Source organism: Xanthomonas arboricola pv. juglandis (assembly GCF_001013475.1).
Lineage (GTDB): Bacteria > Pseudomonadota > Gammaproteobacteria > Xanthomonadales > Xanthomonadaceae > Xanthomonas > Xanthomonas arboricola.
Genome location: NZ_JZEF01000001.1, coordinates 365100 through 384211, shown reverse-complemented (window position 1 = coordinate 384211; position 19112 = coordinate 365100). Strand labels below are relative to the sequence as shown.

Genomic DNA, 19112 nt, shown 5'->3' with positions numbered 1-19112 from the left:
TCGCTGTCTCAGGAATTCGGTTGTGCGGAAGTGGTCGCGGCGTGTGTGGTATCGCGCGCAGGTTCCGGCGTGAATCCGCCGCCCAGGGCACGCTGCAACCTCACCGAGGCCAACAGTTGTTGCGATTGCAGGCTGGCCATGCGCTGGCGTGCGAGCAGCAATTGCTCCTGCACGCTGAGCACTTCCAGGTAGCTGCCGATGCCGGCGCGGTAGCGTTGCTGCGCCAGCGCGAAGGCGGCGGTCACGGTCTGCACCGCGTCGTCCTGCGCACGCGCACGCTGCTCCAGCGAACGCACGGCGTTGACCTGGTCGGCCACCTCGCGCAGGGCGTCGATCACCTTCTGGTTGTAATCGGCCACCGCCAGGTCGTATTGCGCATCGCTGCCGGCCAGATTGGCGCGCAGCTTGCCGCCATCGAAGATCGGCAGGCTCAGCGCCGGCGCAACCACGCCGAACACCGAGGCGCTTTCCAGCAACTGGCCGACATCGCGATTCACCACACCGCCCAGCGCCGTGATGTTGAAGCTGGGATAGAAGCGGGTCTTGGCGGCGGCGATATCCTGATCGGCGGCCTCCACGCGCCAGCGCGCGGCGACCACATCGGGGCGGCGGCCCAGCAGGTCGGCGGGCAGGTTGCTCGGCAGCTGCGCGGCGATGGCCGCCCCCAGCGTCGGGCGCGCGATCTCCAGCCCGCGATCCGGGCCCTGCCCGGCCAGCGCGGCCAGGGCATTGCACGCCTCGTCGATCTGCTGCTGCGCGGACTGCAACTGCTGCTGCGCCGACGGTACGCGGGCCTGCGCCTGGCGCACCTGCAGATCGCTGTCGATGCCGGCGCCGCGGCGTTGCCGAGTGAGCTCCAGGGTCTTCTGCACGCGGGTCAACTCATCGTTGGCCACGTCGTGCAGCCGCCATGCGTAGTCGAGCTGCGCATAGGCTTCGGCGATCGCCGCCGACAGGTTCAGGCGTGCTGCCTGTGCGTCCACCTCGGCCGCATGCGCCTGGTCCACCGCCGCTTCCCAGGTGGCGCGCTTGCCGCCCCACAGGTCCACGCCATAGCGGAAGTCCAGCACCAGTTGGCCGTTGCCGCCGAACTTGCCGCCGCGCTCCTCGCCCACCATCGATTCGGGCAACTGCACGCCCGCATAGCCGCCGGACACCGACAGGCTGGGGCCGCGATCGGCCTGCGCGCTACCGATGCGTGCCTGCGCCTGACGCAGGCGCGCATCGGCCGCCGCCAGGCTGGGACTGTGCTGCAGGCCTTCGGCGATCAGCGCGTTCAATTGCGCATCGCCCAGGGCGCGCCACCAATCGCTTGCCGGCCAGGCGGCCGGGCTCAGGTTGGCCTGCGCGAGGGTGCGCTCGGCATGCAGTGCGCCCGGTTCCAGCATGGTGCCCTGCGGGGCAAGCCCGCGGCTGCTGGCGCAGGCGGCCAGCGCCAGCGTCAGCGCAGTGAGGACGAGCGGCCGCGCAAACTGCGTGGACCGCAGGCGCAGTATCTGGATCGGGGAACTAGCAGCGTTCATGAGTTGAGTGCATCGCGGACACGGATGAGAAGAGAGGTGAGTTGTTCGCGCTCGGGCGGAGCCAGATCCCGCAAGCCATGCTCGATGGCGCGCTCGCCGCGCAGCTTCAGGCGCTCCCACAGCGCCACGCCCTGTTCGGTCATGACGATCTGCAGCGCGCGCCGGTCCTGCGCATGTGGCTCGCGTCGCACCGCACCGAGCGCTTCGAGCTTGTCGAGCAGGCGGGTGACCGCGCTCGGGGTCTGGTCCAGCGCCAGCGCCAGCTCGTTGGCCGTGCAGGGCGAGCGCACCGCCAGGATCTTCAGGCCGACGTAGTGGCTGAAGCCGAAGTCGGGCAGCTCGCCCTTCATTTCGGCGTCGAGCTGACGCATCAGCGCGTCGCGCACCTGGCGCAACAGCAGGCCGAACGACGGCGAGGCGGTGGAGAGATCATTCATGGCGAGCTATTTTGTTCCGAAAAATATATTTGTCAACGCAAATATTTCTAACGGGATTAAACCGCCAGCAAGGATCGCCAACTTACGCGTCTGCGCCCCTGGCCTGGTAATACAATTACGCCAATGACTGTCGAAAACCCGCCAACCACGGTCGATGCCCTGCCACCCGGCGTGCGCGCCAGCTTCGAGTGGGCCGACGGACCGGAGGTGATCGCGTTCCTGGCCGATCTGCGCGCGGTATGGGCGCCGGAGACCGTTCGGCATGCGCATGTCCGCGGGCAGCTGATGTATGTGGAGCACGGCGTACTGACGGTGCACACCGAACAGGGAACCCTGTCGCTGCCGCCGGGCTGCGCCGGCTGGATGCCGCCTGGCCAGCAGCACACCGTGGAACTGGCCGGGCCGCTGCGCGGCTGGGGCGTGGTGGTCCGGCCGGACGCCTGTGCGGCGTTGCCCGCGCAAGGCGGGGTGATCCGCCTGACCGGGCTCGCCCGCGAGGTGATCATGCGCGCGGCCGACTGGCCGCTGGGCCAGCCGCTCGACCCCGCCCGGCAACGCCTGGCCGCGGTGCTGCTGGACGAACTGCACCAGGTGCAGATCGACCACCTGCACCTGCCGATGCCGGCCGACCGGCGGCTGCTGCGCATCGCCCGGCAGTTGCTCGATACCCCGGCCGACCCGCGCCCGCTGGACGCCTGGGCCGACTGGGGCGGGCTGTCGGCGCGCAGCCTGAGCCGGCATTTTCGCAGCGAGACCGGGCTGAGTTTCGCGCAGTGGCGGCAACAGGCCCGGCTGGCAGAGGCGCTGCGGCGGCTCAGCCAGGGCAGCCCGGTCGCCCAGGTCGCCGACCAGCTCGGATACAGCAGCCCCAGCGCCTTCGTCAGTGTGTTCCACCGCCATTTCGGCGCTCCACCCACGCGTTATCTGGCCGGCACGCATGCGCGCGGCTTGGCATCCCCCGCCGCATCCGGATAATCGGCGCTCTTCGAGCTCGCGCCACGGCGCGGGCTCCTCTTTCGTAGGACCTGGCTTTACATGACCGATCTGACCCGCCCCACCTTCCACGGCTTCGAGCAGCTGCCGCTGCGCGAGTACGCCGAACGCGCCTATCTCGACTATTCGATGTACGTGGTGCTCGACCGCGCCCTGCCGTTCCTGGGTGACGGCCTGAAGCCGGTGCAGCGGCGCATCATCTTCGCGATGAGCGAGCTGGGCCTGAATGCCGCTGCCAAGCCGAAGAAATCCGCGCGCACCGTGGGCGATGTGATCGGTAAGTACCACCCGCACGGCGACAGCGCCTGCTACGAAGCACTGGTGCTGATGGCGCAGCCGTTCTCGTATCGCTACCCGCTGATCGAGGGCCAGGGCAACTTCGGCTCCACCGACGACCCCAAGTCGTTCGCGGCGATGCGCTACACCGAATCCAAGCTGACCCCGATCGCCGAGGTACTGCTGGGCGAAATCGGCCAGGGCACCACCGATTGGGCGCCCAACTTCGACGGCACCCTGGAAGAGCCGACCTGGCTGCCGGCGCGCCTGCCGCACCTGCTGCTCAACGGCACCACCGGCATCGCGGTGGGCATGGCCACCGACGTGCCGCCGCACAACCTCAACGAGATCGTCAGCGCGCTGCTGCGCCTGCTCGACAACCCCGATGCCACGGTCGCCGAGCTGTGCGAACACGTGCTTGGCCCGGACTATCCGACCACCGCCGAGATCATCACCCCGGCGGCCGATCTGCGCGCAATCTACGAGACCGGCCACGGCAGCGTGCGCGCACGCGCCACCTACAAGAAAGAACACGCCAACATCGTCATCGATGCGTTGCCGTACCAGGTCTCGCCGTCCAAGGTGATCGAGCAGATCGCCCAGCAGATGCGCGCCAAGAAGTTGCCGTGGCTGGAAGACATCCGCGACGAGTCCGACCACACCAGCCCGGTGCGGGTGGTGCTGGTGCCGCGCTCCAACCGTGTCGATGCCGAGCAGCTGATGGGGCACCTGTTCGTCACCACCGACCTTGAGCGCAGCTACCGCGTCAATCTCAACGTGATCGGCCTGGATGGCCGCCCGCAGGTCAAGAACCTCAGGCATTTGCTGAGCGAGTGGCTGAGCTTCCGCAGCGACACCGTCACCCGCCGCCTCAACCATCGCCTGCAGAAGGTCGAGCGCCGCCTGCACCTGTTGGAAGGGTTGTTGATCGCCTTCCTCAACCTGGACGAAGTGATTCGCATCGTTCGCAGCGAGGACGAACCCAAGCCGGTGCTGATCGCGCGCTTCGCACTCAGCGAGGAACAGGCCGAATACATCCTGGAAACCAAGCTGCGCCAGCTGGCGCGCCTGGAAGAAATGAAGATCCGCGGCGAGCAGGAAGCACTGGCCAAGGAACGCGCGCAGTTGATGGCGATCCTGGAAAGCAAGACCAAGCTGAAGAAGCTGATCAAGGACGAGCTGACCGCCGACGCCAAGAAGTTCGGCGACGCACGTCGCTCGCCGCTGGTGCAGCGTGGCGCGGCGCAGGCGATCGACGAAACCGAGATGGTCGCCAGCGAACCGATGACCGTGGTGCTGTCGGAAAAGGGCTGGGTACGCGCGGCCAAGGGCCACGAGGTCGACCCGGCCGGCATGTCCTACCGCGAAGGCGACAGCCTGCTGGCGGCGGTGCGCAGCCGCAGCACGCATCAGGTGGCGTTCCTGGATTCGGAAGGCCGTGCCTATTCGACCGCGGTGCACACCCTGCCCTCGGCACGCGGCAATGGCGAACCGTTGACCGGCCGTTTCTCGCCGGCCTCGGGCGCGGCGTTCCAGGTCATGGCCAGCGCCGACAACGCCACCCGCTTCGTGCTGGCGTCCTCACACGGCTACGGCTTCGTCACCCGCTTCGAAAACCTCACCGGCCGCAACAAGGCCGGCAAGGCGATGCTCAACCTGACCACCGGCGCGCATGTGCTGACGCCTGCGCAGGTGACCAATCCGCAGAGCGACCGCATCGTCGCCGTCACCAGTGCCGGCAATCTGCTGGCGGTGACCGCCAGCGATGTGCCCGAGTTGGACAAGGGCAAAGGCAACAAGATCATCGACATCCCCAAGGCCAAGCTCGGCACCGAGCGCGTGGTCGCAGTGGTGGCGGTGGCACCGGGCAATACGCTGCTGGTGCGCAGCGGCGCACGCACCATGAGCCTGTCGTTCAAGGATCTGGATAGCTATGTGGGCGCGCGCGCGAGTCGCGGTGCATTGCTGCCGCGAGGGTGGCAAAAGGTGGACGGGCTGGAAGTGCAGTAACGGTGATTCGCTGACGCGCCGCGCGATGGCGCGTTGGCCGTGCGGTTTTGAGCGACCCAAACCACTAACGCCAGCTGGACGCTGACGACTTTAGGGCATCGCGCGCTCGGCCAGTTTGGCTTGCAACGGCGAGGCTACGCTGAGGCTCAAGCTCTGCATCGCCTTGAGAGGTAATCGAACGGTGCGGATGCGTCGGCTGTAGAACGAGAGATCTGCGGCCTTGCTGCAGGGCCCTTGCCCGCCCACCATCGCAGGACACGCCGCAAGTACGTCCGTGTAGGCTCTTACGCAGCATCCATGCTGCGTAAGGTCCCGCGACGATGAGCGGGCAAGGACCGGTCGAGATGGTCGGTGTGCGTGGTTGGTTGTGAGCTTGGCGTGCGTGGGTGTGCGCAGTGCATGTCGCGCGGCGGTGCGGTGTGATCGCTTCCTTTCGATCCGCATTGTCAGTGCCATTCCTTGCATCACGGCACTCGTCAACGCAAACCAACAAGACAACAAGACAACAAGACAACAAGACAACAAGACAACATCATGGACACAGATTTCTGGCTGCAGCGTTGGCAGAACGGTCAGACCGGCTTCCATCAGGACCAGGTGATGCCGTTGCTGCAAAAGCACTGGCCGGCGTTGCAGTTGCCGAAGGCTACCCGCGTGCTGGTGCCGTTATGCGGCAAGACGCTGGACCTGCACTGGTTGGCCGCGCAAGGCCATCGCGTGCTGGGCGTGGAGATATCGCCGCTGGCGGTGACGCAATTCTTCGCTGATGCCGGCCTGCAACCGCAGCACCACAGCAGCCGCGCGGGCGAGCACTTTATCGCCGGCCCGATCGAAATCATCTGCGGCGACGCGTTTGCACTGGAGCCAAGCGTGCTGGCCGATTGCAGCGCCGTCTACGACCGTGCCGCATTGATCGCCCTGCCGGCCGGCTTGCGCCAACAGTATCTGCACACCACGTACGCTCGCCTGCCTGCGGAATGCCGCGGGCTGTTGATCACCCTGGAATACCCGCAGGCCGAAAAGGCCGGGCCGCCGTTTTCGGTGGACGCTGACGCGGTGCACGCACTGTTCGACACGCAATGGCAGGTGCAGCAACTGGAACGCCGCGGCATCCTCGATCAGGAGCCGCGCTTCCGCGCCGACGGCGTCACTGCCCTGTCGACCGGCGTCTATCGCCTGCAACGCAACTGACGGTCGCGGGCGAACTTTGTCATCGGCGAGCGCTGCCGACGCTCCAGTCGGGCGACGCAGACGTTGCACAGGCAGCGCAGCGCGCGCCGATCAGCACCGCGCGGCGTTGCGCCACGCAATGATGGTTCGCAGAACAGCGCAAGGCGCCGAGCAACACCGCCGCAGGCCGCCGGCAGTTGACGCAGACCACGGAGCAAGGCGATGCCCTGCGCGGCACCTGCCGATTGCAACCCTGCGCTACGCACGCTCAGCGGCTGCGCAGCGCCCAGTCACCAGGCTCAGCCGGCGACGTGGCCCTTGTCGATCTTTGAGGTCTGGTACAGCTCCAGGCCGATCCGCTTGATCAGGCCGAGCTGCTGCTCCAGCCACCAGGCGTGGTCTTCTTCGGTGTCCTGCAGCTGCTTGAGCAGGATGTCGCGGCTGACGTAATCGCCGTGCTCTTCGCACAGCTTCATGCCAGCGGCGAGATTGGCGCGCACTTCGTATTCCACGACCAGGTCGCGCTCGAGCATCTCCACCACGGTCTTGCCTGGCGCAAACTCGGCCGGCCGCATGTCCGGGTCGCCTTCCAGGAACAGGATGCGCCGCAGCAGCGCATCGGCGTGCTCGGTTTCCTCTTCCATTTCGTGGTTGATGCGCTCGTACAGCGCCATCAGGCCCTGGTCCTCGTAACGGCGCGAGTGCAGGAAATACTGGTCGCGTGCGGCCAGTTCGCCGCGCAGCAGCTGTTTGAGGTAGTCGACGACTTCGGGATGGCCTTTCATGATGTGCTCCAGCGACGCAATGCGCGAATGGTGCCCTAAGCCGCGGCGCAATGATCTAATCGGAATCACTTTCAGTTGCGCTTGCGGCCAGACCCGCCACGGTCATGACCGGCCGCCACACTGTGACCGAACTCAAGGACTCGACAATGCGCAAATGGCTGGGCCGGCTGCTGCTGGCAATCGTGGTGTTGATCGTGGCGGCCCTGTTGGCCGCGTATCTGCTGATGCGTGGCAGCCTGCCGCAGCTGGATGGCAACAGCGCACTGCAGGGCCTGGCGGCACCGGTCAGCGTGCAACGCGACCGGCGTGGCGTGGTCACCATCGATGCGGCCAGCCAGGTCGATGCCATGCGCGCACTCGGCTATGTGCACGCGCAGGAGCGCTACTTCGAGATGGACCTGATGCGCCGCGCGCCGGCCGGCGAGTTGTCCGAGCTGTTCGGCGCCGCGGCGCTGGACCCGGACAAACGCAATCGCGTGCACCGGCTACGCGCCCGCGTGCATGCCAGCCTGGATGTCGCCGCCGGCAGCCAGCGCGCCGCGCTGCAGGCCTATACCGAGGGCGTCAATGCCGGGCTGGCCGCGCTGCACGTGCGCCCGTGGCCGTACCTGTTGCTGCGGCAGACACCGCGCGCGTGGACGCTGGACGACTCCATCCTCACCGGCATGGCGATGTATGCCGACCTGCAGGACAACGACAACCAGACCGAACTGGCTGCCGCCCGCATCCGTGCGGTGGTGCCGGCGGCGCTGGCGGCATTGCTGGACCATCAAGGCTCCAGCTGGGATGCGCCGCTGTTCGGGCCCGCGCACGGCGATGCCGTGCTGCCCGACGCCGCAACGCTGGATCTGCGCCGCCTGCCGCATCCAGCCGCCCCCACCGGCGCCGAGCCGCCGACGCCGGGCAGCAACAACTTCGCCGTGGACGGCAGCCTCACCAGCGACGGCCGCGCCATCGTCGCCGACGACATGCACCTGGGCCTGCGCGCGCCCAATATCTGGTTCCGCGCACGCCTGCGTTACCCGGACACCAGCGCGCCCGACGGCAAGGTGGATGTCACCGGTTTCACCCTGCCCGGCTTGCCGGCGGTGGTGGTCGGCAGCAACGGGCATGTGGCCTGGGCCTTTACCAACAGCTACATCGACACCGCCGACTTTGCGCGGATTGCGCCGTCTACGCCGGGTCATCCGCAAACGCTCACCACCCATGTCGAAACCATTCGCGTGGCCGGCGCCGCGCCGGTGCGTTTTGCGGTGCGCGAGAGCGCCTGGGGACCGATCCTGCACGACAACCCCGATGGCAGCCTGCTCGCGCTGCGCTGGGCCGCGCAGCTGCCCGGCGCGAGCCGGCTGGACTTTGCGCAGATGAGTACGGCGGCCGATGTGCAGGCCGCCTTTGCAGTGGCCGATCGCTCGGGCATTCCGGCACAGAACCTGTTGCTGGCCGATCGCAGCGGGCGCATCGCCTGGCGGTTGATCGGTGCGCGCCCGGTACGCAATGCCGGCTGTGGCCCGGGCGGCATCGCCGAACTGGCAAGCTCGGCGCAGGGTGCGGACGCGGCATCGCCTTCGCCTACGGCAACGGCGGCGCCAGCGCCGGGCGGCTGCCTGCCCTGGCCGGTGCGCAGCGACGCTGCTCCCGCCCTGATCGATCCTCCGTCGCACCGGCTCTGGACCGCCAACAGCCGCGTCGTCGATGCGCAGCAGTTGGCCACGCTCGGCAATGCCGGCTACGACCTGGGTGCGCGTGCGCAGCAGATCCGCGACGACTTGTTCGCCAGGCAGCGCTTCAACGAGCTGGACCTGCTCGCCATCCAGCTCGACGATCGCGCCGTGCTGCTCACGCGGTGGTGGCAGTTGTTGCGCAGCGTGGTCGAGCACAGCAAGGACCCGGCCTTGCAGCAGATCGAAGCCGCCACCCGGCAGTGGGACGGGCACGCATCCACCCGCTCGGCCAGCTATCGCATCGTGCGCGGCTTTCGCGGCATGACCATCGACGCAGTGGAAGCCGGCCTGCTGGCGCCGGCAAAAGCCGCGCTTGGCAAGGACTTCCTGCCGCCGCGTCGCGCCCAGCTGGAAGGCATCGTCTGGCCGTTGCTGCAGCAGCGCCCGGCGCATCTGCTGCCGCCCGCCTATGCGAGCTGGGATCAGCTGCTTGCCGAGGCTGCACGCAATGCGCAGACGGATCTCGCTGCGCAGGACGGCGCCTTGAGCGAACGTACCTGGGGCGAACGCAACACCGCCGCCATCTGCCACCCGATCGCGCGGGCATTGCCTGCGCTTGCAAAGCGCTGGCTGTGCATGCCGCCCGACCAACTGCCAGGCGATCGCGACATGCCGCGCGTGCAAGGCCCGGCCTTCGGTGCCTCCGAACGCATGGTGGTGTCGCCCGGCCACGAACAGGACGGCATCGTGCACATGCCGGGCGGCCAGAGCGGACACCCGTTGTCGCCGTTCTGGGGCGCAGGCCACGACGATTGGGTACACGGCCGGCCGACCCCGTTCCTGCCGACCGCAACCCGCTACACGCTGCAATTGCAGCCGAAATAGGCGTGTTCTTGCTGTCTCGTCTGTCGACACAGGTTTCGACAGTCGATACGGGTCTGGACGAACGCAAGAAATGTCATTGAGCCGTCCTAGTCACGCCTCCGCTGGCAACAGCGAGTGCCAGATACCTGAGCAAGCCCCTCTGCGGTGGGAAAAGGGCAGCGTGCAAGCCGCTCACCGGTGAGAAAAGGCCAGCGTTGTTGAGCAAGCCCCTCTCCCGCCGGGAGAGGGGTTGGGGTGAGGGTGCGAGCGCCTGCCATGCGACCGATGACAGCCGATGCGACTCGTCGTGCGCTGGCTGTGAGCGGTTTTCTGCATCACAGAACGGCTTCCTGCATGACAGACGGCACGAGGCTTCGCTCGTACCCTCATTCGCCCTGCGGGCACCTTCTCACGGCGGGAGAAGGGATGCTCCGCACTTCCGCACTTCCGCACTTCTGCACTTCTGCACTTCTGCACTTCTGAGTCTCTTCATTATCTATGTCTGCGTTCTGCAGATCGCACCCCACACCTCGCACATCTGCACATCCAAGTATCCGCAACCACGCCCAACCACCGATCTGCGCAATCAAGCGAGCACAACATGCTAAGATGCATTTGATAACCATTCCTATTAGTGACCAATGCGCCCCACGCTTCTTGTCACCGCGCTCGCCGCTGTCTTGGCGTTACCCTCGCCCCGCGCCTTCGCCCAACAACACACCAGCACCTCGGCAGCCGTCACCGACCTCGATGGCGTCGACGTCGTCGGCCGTGCGCAGACGCTGTACAAATCCGACGATGCCGCGGTGGCCACACGCACCGATACGCCGTTGTCGCTGGTGCCGCAGTCGGTGCAGGTGCTGCCACGCGAACTGATCGACGACCAGGCCGCGCGCCAGATCACCGATCTGTATCGCAGCATCAGCGGCATCAGTTTCTTTAGCTACGCCGGCGTCACCCTGCGCGGATTCCGCCAGGAGAACGTGCTCTACGACGGATTGCGTGGCGATCCGTATGCCGGCTTCTCGGTGCCGCAGCTGTTCAATATCGAACGCGTGGAAGTGCTCAAGGGCCCGGCCGGTGCGTTGTACGGCGGCGGCGAACCCGGTGGCGTCATCAATTACGTCACCCGCAAGCCCGGCCATCAGGCCGCGCGTCGGGTGGAGCTGCAGGTGGGCAATCAATCCTTCGGGGCGGCCTCGTTCGAGGCCACCGGGCCGGCACGCGATGACGGACGCATTCGCTACCGCGTTGGCGCCTATGCCGATGGCGAGGATGGTTTTCGCCGCAATACCGATAGCCAGAGCCAGATCGGCGATGCGTCGGTGGCGTTCGACATCGGCCAGACCGGCGAGCTCACGCTGCAGTACACCGACATCACCCAGAACCTGGGCGGCAACCGCCTGCGCGGCGTGCCGGTGGGTGACGACGGCAACTTCCTCACCGACCGTCGCTGGAACCACAACGAACCCACCGATTTCCTCGACATGCGCGCCAAGGTGGCGTTCGCGCAGTACCGCTTTGCGCCATCGGATGCATGGGATGTGGACATGGCGATGCGCTGGTTCAAGAACGACGAGCATCAGATCTATCACGAGCCGATGGGCCTGATCGACCGCGATGGCGACGGCACCGCCGAATGGATGACGCGGCAGCTGCGCAACCAGTTCCGCGACAACGATGCGATTTCCAGCAACGTCAATGCGGTGTTTCGCACCCGCATCGGCGCGATCGAGCACAAGCTGCTGATGGGCGCGGACTACTATCGGCTGGATGCGGATTTCCGCGCGCAGACCGCCAACACCGCAGACACCGGCCGCGTGCGTGGGCCGGTGCCGGGCATCGACCTGTTCAACCCGGTATACGGCCGCAGCGGCTTTTACGACTACGGCCTGGACAGCCTGCCCTGGCGCGCCACCAGCACCCGCAGCCAGCGCTATGGCGCGTATCTGCAGGACGAACTCACGCTGACGCCGCGCTGGTTTGCGATGGCCGGACTGCGTTGGGACGGCTTCAAGGACGACAATCGTCTGGACGGCTCGCGCGTCACCGGCAACGATCTCAGCTGGCGTGTGGGCAGCACCTTCGTGCTGCGCGATGGCATCAACGTGTACGCGAGTTATGCCAGCGGCTTCCTGCCGCAGGATGCGGCCAATCAGGACAGCAGCGTCGGCGGGCCGTTCGATCCCGAACGCAGCACGCAGTGGGAAATGGGCCTGAAGACCGCGCTCAACGATGGCGGGCTGACGCTCGACACCGCGCTGTATCGCATCGAACGCAGCAATATCGTGCAGGCCAACGGCAGTATCGTCGATGGCGTCAATCAGCTCTCCGCGCTCGGCCTGGTACGCAGCGAAGGCCTGGAAGTGGATCTGCTGGCCGACCTCACCGAACGCTGGGTGCTCAACCTGACGTACGCCTACAACGATGCACGCGTGCTCGATGCGGGCACCAACGGCATCACCAATGCGTCAGGCGACCGCTTTGCCAATGCACCGCGCAACACCTTCGGTCTGTGGACGCGCTACGACCTGCCGGCCTGGAACTCGGCGATTGCCTTCGGTGCCGACTACGTGGACGAACGGGTCAGCCTGGAAGGCCAGCGCGTCAAGCCGTACGCCATCTTCGACATCAGCTGGCAAACGCAGTGGGATGCATGGAAACTGCAGGTCAACGTCAAGAACCTGTTCGACAAGGTCTACGCCGCCAGCGGGTTCACCGAACGCACCGGGCACTTTCCTGGCGAACCGCGCCGTATCTACGCGCAGCTGGCCTACAGTTTTTAAGTGTGGCGAACGGGCGCCTGCCCAGGCCTTGAGCGATGCTGCAACTGTGACGTTCGTCGGCCACAGCGGCCGCTGCATGCACAGTTGCGGCCTCGACCACGGCCGTGCAATGAACCTGCGCCGAATCAGGCAGGCCGGAATCAGCCAGACTTTAACGTCCGGTGGGACACACTAGAGGCTGTCGCGATCTGCAACGTGTTTGCGCATGATCGCCCTCCTCCCCCCACTGACCGGAATCCGCATGCCTCAGCTTGCCCGCTCCGTTTCCGCCCTGTTGCCCCTGCTCGTTGCCACTGCCTGCTCGGCAGCGCCGCCCGCCAAATCCGGCCCACCGGATGCGCCGGTCGCCGCCTGTACCGCCAAGGTGCGCCCCGGGCAGGATTTGCAGAAAGCCATCGACAAGCTCCCGCAAGGCGATGCGCCTGCGGTGTTGTGCCTGGAAAAAGGCGAATTTCCGCTCAACGGCCTGGTCTCGATCCACCGCGGCAATCTCGTCTTGCGCGGCAAGGGCCCGACCACGGTACTGCGCATGGCCGATGGCGTGCAGCAACCGGCGCTGGTGGTCGGCGACTACGAAAACCAGCAGCCGACCGGCGTGATCCGCAATGTCAGCATCGAAGACATGCAGATCGTCGCGAGCACCGGCGACAAGGAGTTCATGCCCGAGCGTCCGTACCTGAGCAATAGCGCGGTGGTGGTGCGTTCCGGCCAGGGCATCCGGCTGGCCGGGCTGCAGGTCAACAAGTGCCGCAGCGCCTGCCTGCTGAGCGAGTACGACACCCGCGAGATCACCATCGAAAACAACGATGTGTCCGGCGCGATCTGGGATGGCGTGTCGTTCAACCGCACCGCCAAGGTCACCATGGTCAACAACTACATCCACGACAACGTGGCTGCAGGCCTGACCACCGAGCATCTGGAAGACAGCGAGATCCGCAACAACCGCTTCGAGCGCAACGGCAGCCAGGGCATCTATCTGTCCGACGCGCGCCGCAACCGCTTCAGCAACAATCAGTTCGACGGCAACAAGGTCGCCGGCGTGTTCCTGGCCTGCGCCATCCGCTATCGCACGCCGGAAATCCTGTGCTGGGACAACAGCATGAGCCAGGACAACGTGTTCGAGAACAACCGCTTCTCCAATACGCCGTTCACCTACACCATCGGTGTGGACCGCGCTGCCAACTGCACGGCGGCCGACTTCAAGCCGAACCTGTGGCGCAACAACCAGGCCGACGTGGCCGGTGTGGATATCGAGCCGCAGCGCTACGGATACTGCGTGCGTCACGAGTGATCGCAGCCGCGGCCGGCAGCGCGTGAGCGCATGCCGGCCGCTGGAGTTTCAACTCCGATGCAGCAGCGTTACGACGCCAAGGCCTGTGCGTGCACGCCGGCAATCGCACGGCCGGACGGGTCGGCCATTGCGGCGAAGCTGGCATCCCAGGCGATCGCGGTCGGCGACGAACACGCGATCGACTTGCCGCCCGGCACCGTCTCCGCAGCCGCCTGGCTGGGGAAAAACTGCTCGAACAGCGTGCGGTAGAAATAGGCTTCCTTGGTCTGCGGCGGATTGACCGGAAAGCGCTTGGAGGCGGCAGCCAGTTCGCGGTCGCTGACATGCGCGGCGGCGTGCGCCTTGAGTCCATCGATCCAGCCATAGCCCACGCCATCGCTGAACTGCTCTTTCTGCCGCCACAGGATCGACTCGGGCAGATAGCCGGCAAACGCTTCGCGCAACACGCCCTTTTCCATCCGCGCAGCGCCGCTGCTGGTCTTGTCGATCATCTTGAAACTGGCGTCCATGCGCATGGCCACGTCCAGGAACTCGCGATCCAGGAACGGCACGCGCGGCTCCACGCCCCAGGCCATCATCGACTTGTTGGCGCGCAGGCAATCGTAGTTGTTGAGCGCATCCAGTTTGCGTACCAGTTCCTCGTGGAATTCGCGTGCGTTGGGTGCCTTGTGGAAATACAGGTAGCCGCCGAAGATTTCGTCGCTGCCTTCGCCCGACAGCACCATCTTCACGCCCATCGCCTTGATGCGTCGCGCCAGCAGGAACATCGGCGTGGAGGCGCGAATGGTGGTGACGTCATAGGTCTCGATGTGGCGGATGACCTCGGGCAGCGCATCCAGGCCCTCCTCGAAGCTGTACTCGAAGCCGTGATGCACGGTACCCAGCGCAGCGGCGGCGACTTCGGCCGCGGCCAGGTCCGGCGAGCCTTTCAAGCCGATCGCGAACGAATGCAGGCGTGGCCACCAGGCTTCGGTGGTGTCGTTCTCCTCGATGCGATGACGTGCGTAGCGCGCGGCAACGGCGGCGACCAGCGACGAATCCAGCCCGCCGGACAGCAGCACGCCGTACGGCACATCGGTCATCAACTGGCGATGCACCGCACGCTCGAAGGCCTCGCGCAATTCCTGCAGCTGCACCTGCACGCCTTCCACCTCGGCGTATTCGCGCCAGGAGCGCTTGTAATAGCGACTCAGTGCGCCGGTGGCGCTGTCGTACCAATGGCCGGGCGGGAACTGCGCCGCATCGGCGCAATCGTCCACCAGCGACTTCAGTTCCGAGGCAACCCGCAGCCGGCCTTCGCGGTCGTGGCCCCAGTACAGCGGCACCACGCCGATCGGGTCGCGCGCGATGAGCACCTGCCCGGCCGCCTTGTCCCATAGCGCGAACGCAAAGATGCCGTTGAGGCGGTTGAGGTAGGAGGCCGGCGCATCCTCGCGGTGTAGCGCGTTGATCACCTCGCAATCGGAGCCGGTCTGGAAGGCGTATGGCTGCACCAGCTCCTGCTTGAGCTCGCGATGGTTGTAGATCTCGCCATTCACCGCGAGCGCAAGCGCGCCATCTTCGGACAACAAGGGCTGCGAGCCGCCAGCCGGGTCGACGATGGCCAGGCGCTCGTGCACCAGGATCGCGCCGGCGTCGACATACACGCCGCTCCAGTCCGGGCCACGGTGACGCAGTCGCTGCGAACATTCCAGCGCCTGCCGGCGCAATGCCTGCAGATCGTCACCGGGTTGCAGGCCGAAAATACCGAAGATGGAACACATGGAAACACTCCTGATGAAACTGCGGGGGTTGGCGGCCGATGAAAGAGCGTGCTGCACGAGAATGACACCCATAAAAAAACCCGCATCGGCCGATGCGGGTTCTCTGATTCCTGGGCGTTTGGTTTTACTTCGCCTAGTCGCAGACCCGCATCGGCCGCGCACGATTGTTCGCGCGCAGAGTGTTGCGGTTGGCGTTATTGAGGTTGGCGAGCAGGAAGACCATGTGACCGACGCTAACCGTTCGTTTTCGATGGCGCAACTGTTTCAGCGGCAACGACGGCGGCAGCTGATCCATCAATCCACCAGCAGGCGCTCGATCAGCGTGCGGTACAACGCCGGCAGCGCTTCCAGATCGGCCACGCGCACATGCTCGTCGACCTGATGGATGCTGGCGTTGACCGGGCCGACCTCGATGCATTGCGCGCCCAGCGGCGCGATGAAGCGCGCATCGGAGGTGCCGCCGCCGGTACTTTCTTCCGGCGGTGCGCCGGCGAACTGGCCCAGCACCTCGCGTGCGACGCTGCGCAGGCGGCCTTCCGGGGTGTAGAACGGCTCGCCGCTGCGATGCCAGCGCAACGCATAGTCCAGCCCGTGGCGATCCAGCAATGCGGTGATTTCCGCTTCCAGCCGCGGCGCATCCCACAGCGGGGTGTAGCGCAGATTGAAGGCCACCTGCAGCTCGCCCGGAATTACATTATTGGCGCCGGTGCCGGCATGGATGTTCGACACCTGCAGGCTGGTCGGCGGAAAACTCTCGAAGCCCCCGTCCCACTGCCGCGCCACCAGCTCGGCCAGTGCCGGCGCGGCCAGATGGATCGGATTGCGCGCCTTGTGCGGATACGCCACGTGCCCCTGCACGCCCTTGACGACCAACGTGCCGGACAGGCTGCCGCGGCGGCCCACGCGCAGCAGGTCGCCCAGCCGTTCGGTGGACGACGGCTCGCCGGTGATGCACCAGTCGATCGCCTGCCCGCGCGCACGCAACAGCTCGGCCACGCGCCGCACGCCGTCGATGGCATCGCCTTCTTCATCGGAGGTCAGCAACACCGCCAGCGTGCCGGCATGCTGCGGGTGGGCGGCGACGAACTGTTCGGCAGCGATCGCGAAGGCGGCCACGCTGCCCTTCATGTCGGCCGTCCCGCGCCCGTACAGCACACCATCGCGGATCTGCGGATCGAACGGATCGCTGGTCCAGGCCTCGCGCGGCCCCGGCGGCACCACATCGGTGTGGCCAAGCAGCACCAGCACCGGCGCACCGCTGCCATGCGTGGCCCACAGATTGTCGACCTGGCCCAGGCGCAGATGCTCGCAAGTGAATCCGGCAGCCTCCAGGCGTTGCGCAAGCAGCACCTGGCAGCCGGCGTCGTCCGGTGTCACCGAGGCACGTGCGATCAGCTCGCAGGTCAGTTGCAGTACGTCGCTGGTCATGCTCGTCCTTCCGATAAAAGATGCTGCAGCTGGGCCGCGGGCATCAGCAGGTCGCCTGCCGTCCCCGCGCCCGCCCCGCACAGGCCTGTACGGACCGATGACGCGGTGGCGCCATCAGGCGATGTTGAAGCGCGCCTTGAACCCGTTGTCGGAGAAGCCCTGGCTGAGCGCGCCATCGTCGCTCACCACCACCGGGCGGCGGATCAATTGCGGGTATTCGCGCAGCAGCAGCTTCCATTCGGCGTCCGAACCCGGCGTCTTCTTGTTGTCGGGCAGCTGGCGCCAGGTAGTCGAGGACTTGTTGATCAAGGCCTCGAATCCGCCGGCCTGGCCGGCCCAATCCACCAACGTCTCCGGCGCGGGCGTGTGCTCGCGGTAATCGACGAAGCTGTAGGCCACGCCGAAGCGGTCCAGCCACTTGGTCGCCTTCTTGCAGGTGTCGCAGTTCTTCAATCCATAGAGCGTGGTCATGTCGTCGCCTTTTCGACTCCGCGGCGCGCGCTTGCACGCGCCAACAGGGTGGTTACCAGTTGATCGTGTTCCTGCCCGTGTGCGGGCAGGAACACCACATCGGCGCGTGTGCCGTGGAATTTCAGCGCCATCCGCCGCGGCGGGATCAGCGATGCCGCATCGACCGAGCGCAACTCGGCCAGGTCCACACGCTGCGATCGTCCTTGCTGCACGATCTCCAGCGCATCGCCCGCATCGCGGACCTGTGCCCAGCGGGCGGATGCCCATGCCAGACGCAGGGTCATCAGCACCACCAGTGCAGGCGCCAGCCAGCGCAGGACGTCCAGCTGCTGCGGCACGCCATCGCGCAGCAGCGAGCCGGCCACGTAGAGCGCTACCCATCCCAACCACATGGCCGGGATGCCCCAACGGACCCAGCCACTGAGCGGCCGCGACAGCATGGTGCCGCGCGCAGGCTGCGCGGTACTCAATCGGCCAGGCCGCGCAGCAATTCGTTGACGCTGGTCTTGCTGCGCGTCTTGGCATCCACCTGCTTGACGATCACCGCGCAATACAGCGAGTGCGAGCCATCTTTCGACGGCAGCTGGCCGGACACCACCACGCTGTAAGGCGGCACGTAACCGTAGGAAATCTCGCCGGTGGCGCGGTTGTAGATGCGTGTGCTCTGGCTGATGAACACGCCCATGCCGATCACGCTGTGGTGACCGATGACCACGCCTTCGACCACTTCCGACCGCGCACCGATGAAGCAATGATCCTCGATGATGGTCGGGCTGGCCTGCAACGGTTCGAGCACGCCGCCGATGCCGGCGCCGCCGGACAGATGGCAATGCGCGCCGATCTGCGCACACGACCCCACCGTGGCCCAGGTATCGACCATGGTGCCTTCGCCCACGTACGCGCCAATATTGGTGAAGCTCGGCATCAGCACCACGTCCTTGCCGAAGTAGCTGCCGCGCCGTGCAACGGCGCCCGGCACCACACGCACGCCGGCCTTGCGGAACTCGGCCTCGCCGAAGCCGGCAAACCGCGACTCCACCTTGTCCCAGAACGGTGCCGGCTGCGCGTCGATCACGGCCATCTCATTGACGCGGAAATACAGCAGCACGGCCTTCTTCAACCACTCGTTGACGGTCCAGCCGCCCTGCCCGTCCGGCTCGGCGACGCGGAACTCGCCAGTCTCCAGGCCGTCGATGACACGGGTGACGATGGCGCGGGTGGAGCCGTCGATCTCGTCGACGGTCAGGCTGGCGCGGCGCTCGAATGCGCTTTCGATGCCGAACTTGAGTTCGTCAGTACCCACCGGCGTTGCAGCGCCGCGGACGGCCTTTTCGGCGATCGGCAGTTTCTTCGCGGCTGCAGCCTTCTTGGCGGCCGGCGCGGACACCACGCTGGTCGGCTGCCTGGCCACGCGCGGGGCCGCACTGGTCGCCGGCTTGGTCGCGCTTTTCCTGGTCACCTGCTTGGTAACGCTCTTGCTGGCGGCCACCGGCTTGGCAGCAGCCGTGGCCTTGCGCCTGTCGACGGTCGGTGCCTGGGGCGCCTTGCCGCTCTTGCTTGGCGCGCGCTTGGGCGCTGCGCCGGTGGGGGTCGCGCCCTGCTTGCGCGCGGTCTTCTTGCTGGTGGCCATGGGGGGTCTCCGAACGGACTA

Annotated in this window: 15 protein-coding genes; 6 read left to right on the top strand and 9 right to left on the bottom strand. The window is 66.4% G+C overall.

Features of this window, described 5'->3' with window-relative positions; genetic code table 11:
* Positions 1-8: 8 nt before the first annotated feature.
* Positions 9-1496 (bottom strand): AdeC/AdeK/OprM family multidrug efflux complex outer membrane factor, encoded by a 1488-nt coding sequence (locus XARJCFBP2528_RS01565; protein ID WP_269194740.1) that lies wholly within the window; start codon positions 1494-1496, stop codon positions 9-11.
* A gap of 23 nt (positions 1497-1519) precedes the next feature.
* Positions 1520-1960, bottom strand: a complete 441-nt coding sequence (locus XARJCFBP2528_RS01560; RefSeq protein ID WP_016904051.1) for a MarR family winged helix-turn-helix transcriptional regulator — start codon at positions 1958-1960, stop codon at positions 1520-1522.
* A gap of 123 nt (positions 1961-2083) precedes the next feature.
* Here XARJCFBP2528_RS01560 and XARJCFBP2528_RS01555 point away from each other — a divergent pair, with 123 nt between their 5' ends.
* The 3 genes from XARJCFBP2528_RS01555 (at position 2084) to XARJCFBP2528_RS01545 (ending at position 6430) form a co-directional block, all read left to right on the top strand.
* Complete coding sequence (locus XARJCFBP2528_RS01555) at positions 2084-2935, top strand: AraC family transcriptional regulator (RefSeq protein WP_047124219.1); 852 nt, start codon at positions 2084-2086, stop codon at positions 2933-2935.
* Between the two features lie 60 nt (positions 2936-2995).
* A complete protein-coding gene (gene parC, locus XARJCFBP2528_RS01550) occupies positions 2996-5239 on the top strand; it encodes a DNA topoisomerase IV subunit A (protein WP_043105340.1) in 2244 nt (747 codons plus the stop codon).
* Between the two features lie 534 nt (positions 5240-5773).
* Positions 5774-6430 (top strand): thiopurine S-methyltransferase, encoded by a 657-nt coding sequence (locus XARJCFBP2528_RS01545; RefSeq protein WP_016904054.1) that lies wholly within the window; start codon positions 5774-5776, stop codon positions 6428-6430.
* Positions 6431-6708: 278 nt separating this feature from the next.
* Here the strand turns inward: XARJCFBP2528_RS01545 and bfr are convergent, their stop codons facing one another.
* The gene (gene bfr, locus XARJCFBP2528_RS01540) at positions 6709-7194 is read right to left on the bottom strand and encodes a bacterioferritin (protein ID WP_039511630.1); all 486 of its coding nucleotides are present in this window, start codon (positions 7192-7194) and stop codon (positions 6709-6711) included.
* A 146-nt stretch (positions 7195-7340) separates the two neighbouring features.
* On the opposite strand from bfr, the gene XARJCFBP2528_RS01535 reads away from it, so the two are divergent.
* From XARJCFBP2528_RS01535 to hpaM, 3 genes are all read left to right on the top strand, one after another.
* Positions 7341-9743 carry a penicillin acylase family protein gene (locus XARJCFBP2528_RS01535; RefSeq protein ID WP_026064708.1) on the top strand — a complete coding sequence of 801 codons (2403 nt, stop codon included), beginning with the start codon at positions 7341-7343 and terminating at the stop codon, positions 9741-9743.
* A 620-nt stretch (positions 9744-10363) separates the two neighbouring features.
* The gene (locus tag XARJCFBP2528_RS01530; protein ID WP_016904057.1) at positions 10364-12508 is read left to right on the top strand and encodes a TonB-dependent siderophore receptor; all 2145 of its coding nucleotides are present in this window, start codon (positions 10364-10366) and stop codon (positions 12506-12508) included.
* 241 nt (positions 12509-12749) lie between these two features.
* On the top strand, positions 12750-13799 hold the full coding sequence (hpaM, locus tag XARJCFBP2528_RS01525; RefSeq protein WP_039511620.1) for a type III secretion-associated outer membrane-bound protein HpaM: 1050 nt from the start codon (positions 12750-12752) through the stop codon (positions 13797-13799).
* A gap of 68 nt (positions 13800-13867) precedes the next feature.
* On the opposite strand, the gene asnB is transcribed toward hpaM, so the two are convergent.
* From asnB to dapD, 6 genes are all read right to left on the bottom strand, one after another.
* Positions 13868-15562, bottom strand: coding sequence for an asparagine synthase B (asnB, locus tag XARJCFBP2528_RS01520; protein ID WP_047124217.1), 1695 nt, complete (start codon positions 15560-15562; stop codon positions 13868-13870).
* Between the two features lie 133 nt (positions 15563-15695).
* Entirely contained in the window at positions 15696-15857 is a 162-nt protein-coding gene (locus XARJCFBP2528_RS23110; protein WP_155410682.1) for a hypothetical protein, read from the bottom strand.
* Positions 15857-16990: a succinyl-diaminopimelate desuccinylase gene (gene dapE / locus XARJCFBP2528_RS01515; protein WP_047124216.1), complete on the bottom strand. Its 1134-nt coding sequence runs from the start codon at positions 16988-16990 to the stop codon at positions 15857-15859. Before dapE ends, XARJCFBP2528_RS23110 begins: the two co-directional genes overlap by 1 nt.
* A gap of 114 nt (positions 16991-17104) precedes the next feature.
* Positions 17105-17461: an arsenate reductase gene (locus XARJCFBP2528_RS01510; RefSeq protein ID WP_047124215.1), complete on the bottom strand. Its 357-nt coding sequence runs from the start codon at positions 17459-17461 to the stop codon at positions 17105-17107.
* The gene (locus XARJCFBP2528_RS01505) at positions 17458-17931 is read right to left on the bottom strand and encodes a hypothetical protein (RefSeq protein ID WP_047124214.1); all 474 of its coding nucleotides are present in this window, start codon (positions 17929-17931) and stop codon (positions 17458-17460) included. The genes XARJCFBP2528_RS01510 and XARJCFBP2528_RS01505 overlap by 4 nt, the downstream gene beginning before the upstream one ends.
* Positions 17928-19091, bottom strand: a complete 1164-nt coding sequence (dapD, locus tag XARJCFBP2528_RS01500) for a 2,3,4,5-tetrahydropyridine-2,6-dicarboxylate N-succinyltransferase (RefSeq protein ID WP_047124213.1) — start codon at positions 19089-19091, stop codon at positions 17928-17930. The genes XARJCFBP2528_RS01505 and dapD overlap by 4 nt, the downstream gene beginning before the upstream one ends.
* Positions 19092-19112 lie beyond the last annotated feature (21 nt).

Coding starts and splice junctions, on each gene's coding strand:
- XARJCFBP2528_RS01555 (WP_047124219.1), top strand. CDS start 2,084: ATGACTGTCGAAAACCCGCCAACCACGGTCGATGCCCTGCCACCCGGC.
- XARJCFBP2528_RS01545 (WP_016904054.1), top strand. CDS start 5,774: ATGGACACAGATTTCTGGCTGCAGCGTTGGCAGAACGGTCAGACCGGC.
- bfr (WP_039511630.1), bottom strand. CDS start 7,194: ATGAAAGGCCATCCCGAAGTCGTCGACTACCTCAAACAGCTGCTGCGC.
- XARJCFBP2528_RS01510 (WP_047124215.1), bottom strand. CDS start 17,461: ATGACCACGCTCTATGGATTGAAGAACTGCGACACCTGCAAGAAGGCG.
- XARJCFBP2528_RS01530 (WP_016904057.1), top strand. CDS start 10,364: ATGCGCCCCACGCTTCTTGTCACCGCGCTCGCCGCTGTCTTGGCGTTA.
- XARJCFBP2528_RS23110 (WP_155410682.1), bottom strand. CDS start 15,857: ATGGATCAGCTGCCGCCGTCGTTGCCGCTGAAACAGTTGCGCCATCGA.
- hpaM (WP_039511620.1), top strand. CDS start 12,750: ATGCCTCAGCTTGCCCGCTCCGTTTCCGCCCTGTTGCCCCTGCTCGTT.
- parC (WP_043105340.1), top strand. CDS start 2,996: ATGACCGATCTGACCCGCCCCACCTTCCACGGCTTCGAGCAGCTGCCG.
- dapD (WP_047124213.1), bottom strand. CDS start 19,091: ATGGCCACCAGCAAGAAGACCGCGCGCAAGCAGGGCGCGACCCCCACC.
- XARJCFBP2528_RS01535 (WP_026064708.1), top strand. CDS start 7,341: ATGCGCAAATGGCTGGGCCGGCTGCTGCTGGCAATCGTGGTGTTGATC.
- dapE (WP_047124216.1), bottom strand. CDS start 16,990: ATGACCAGCGACGTACTGCAACTGACCTGCGAGCTGATCGCACGTGCC.
- XARJCFBP2528_RS01560 (WP_016904051.1), bottom strand. CDS start 1,960: ATGAATGATCTCTCCACCGCCTCGCCGTCGTTCGGCCTGCTGTTGCGC.
- asnB (WP_047124217.1), bottom strand. CDS start 15,562: ATGTGTTCCATCTTCGGTATTTTCGGCCTGCAACCCGGTGACGATCTG.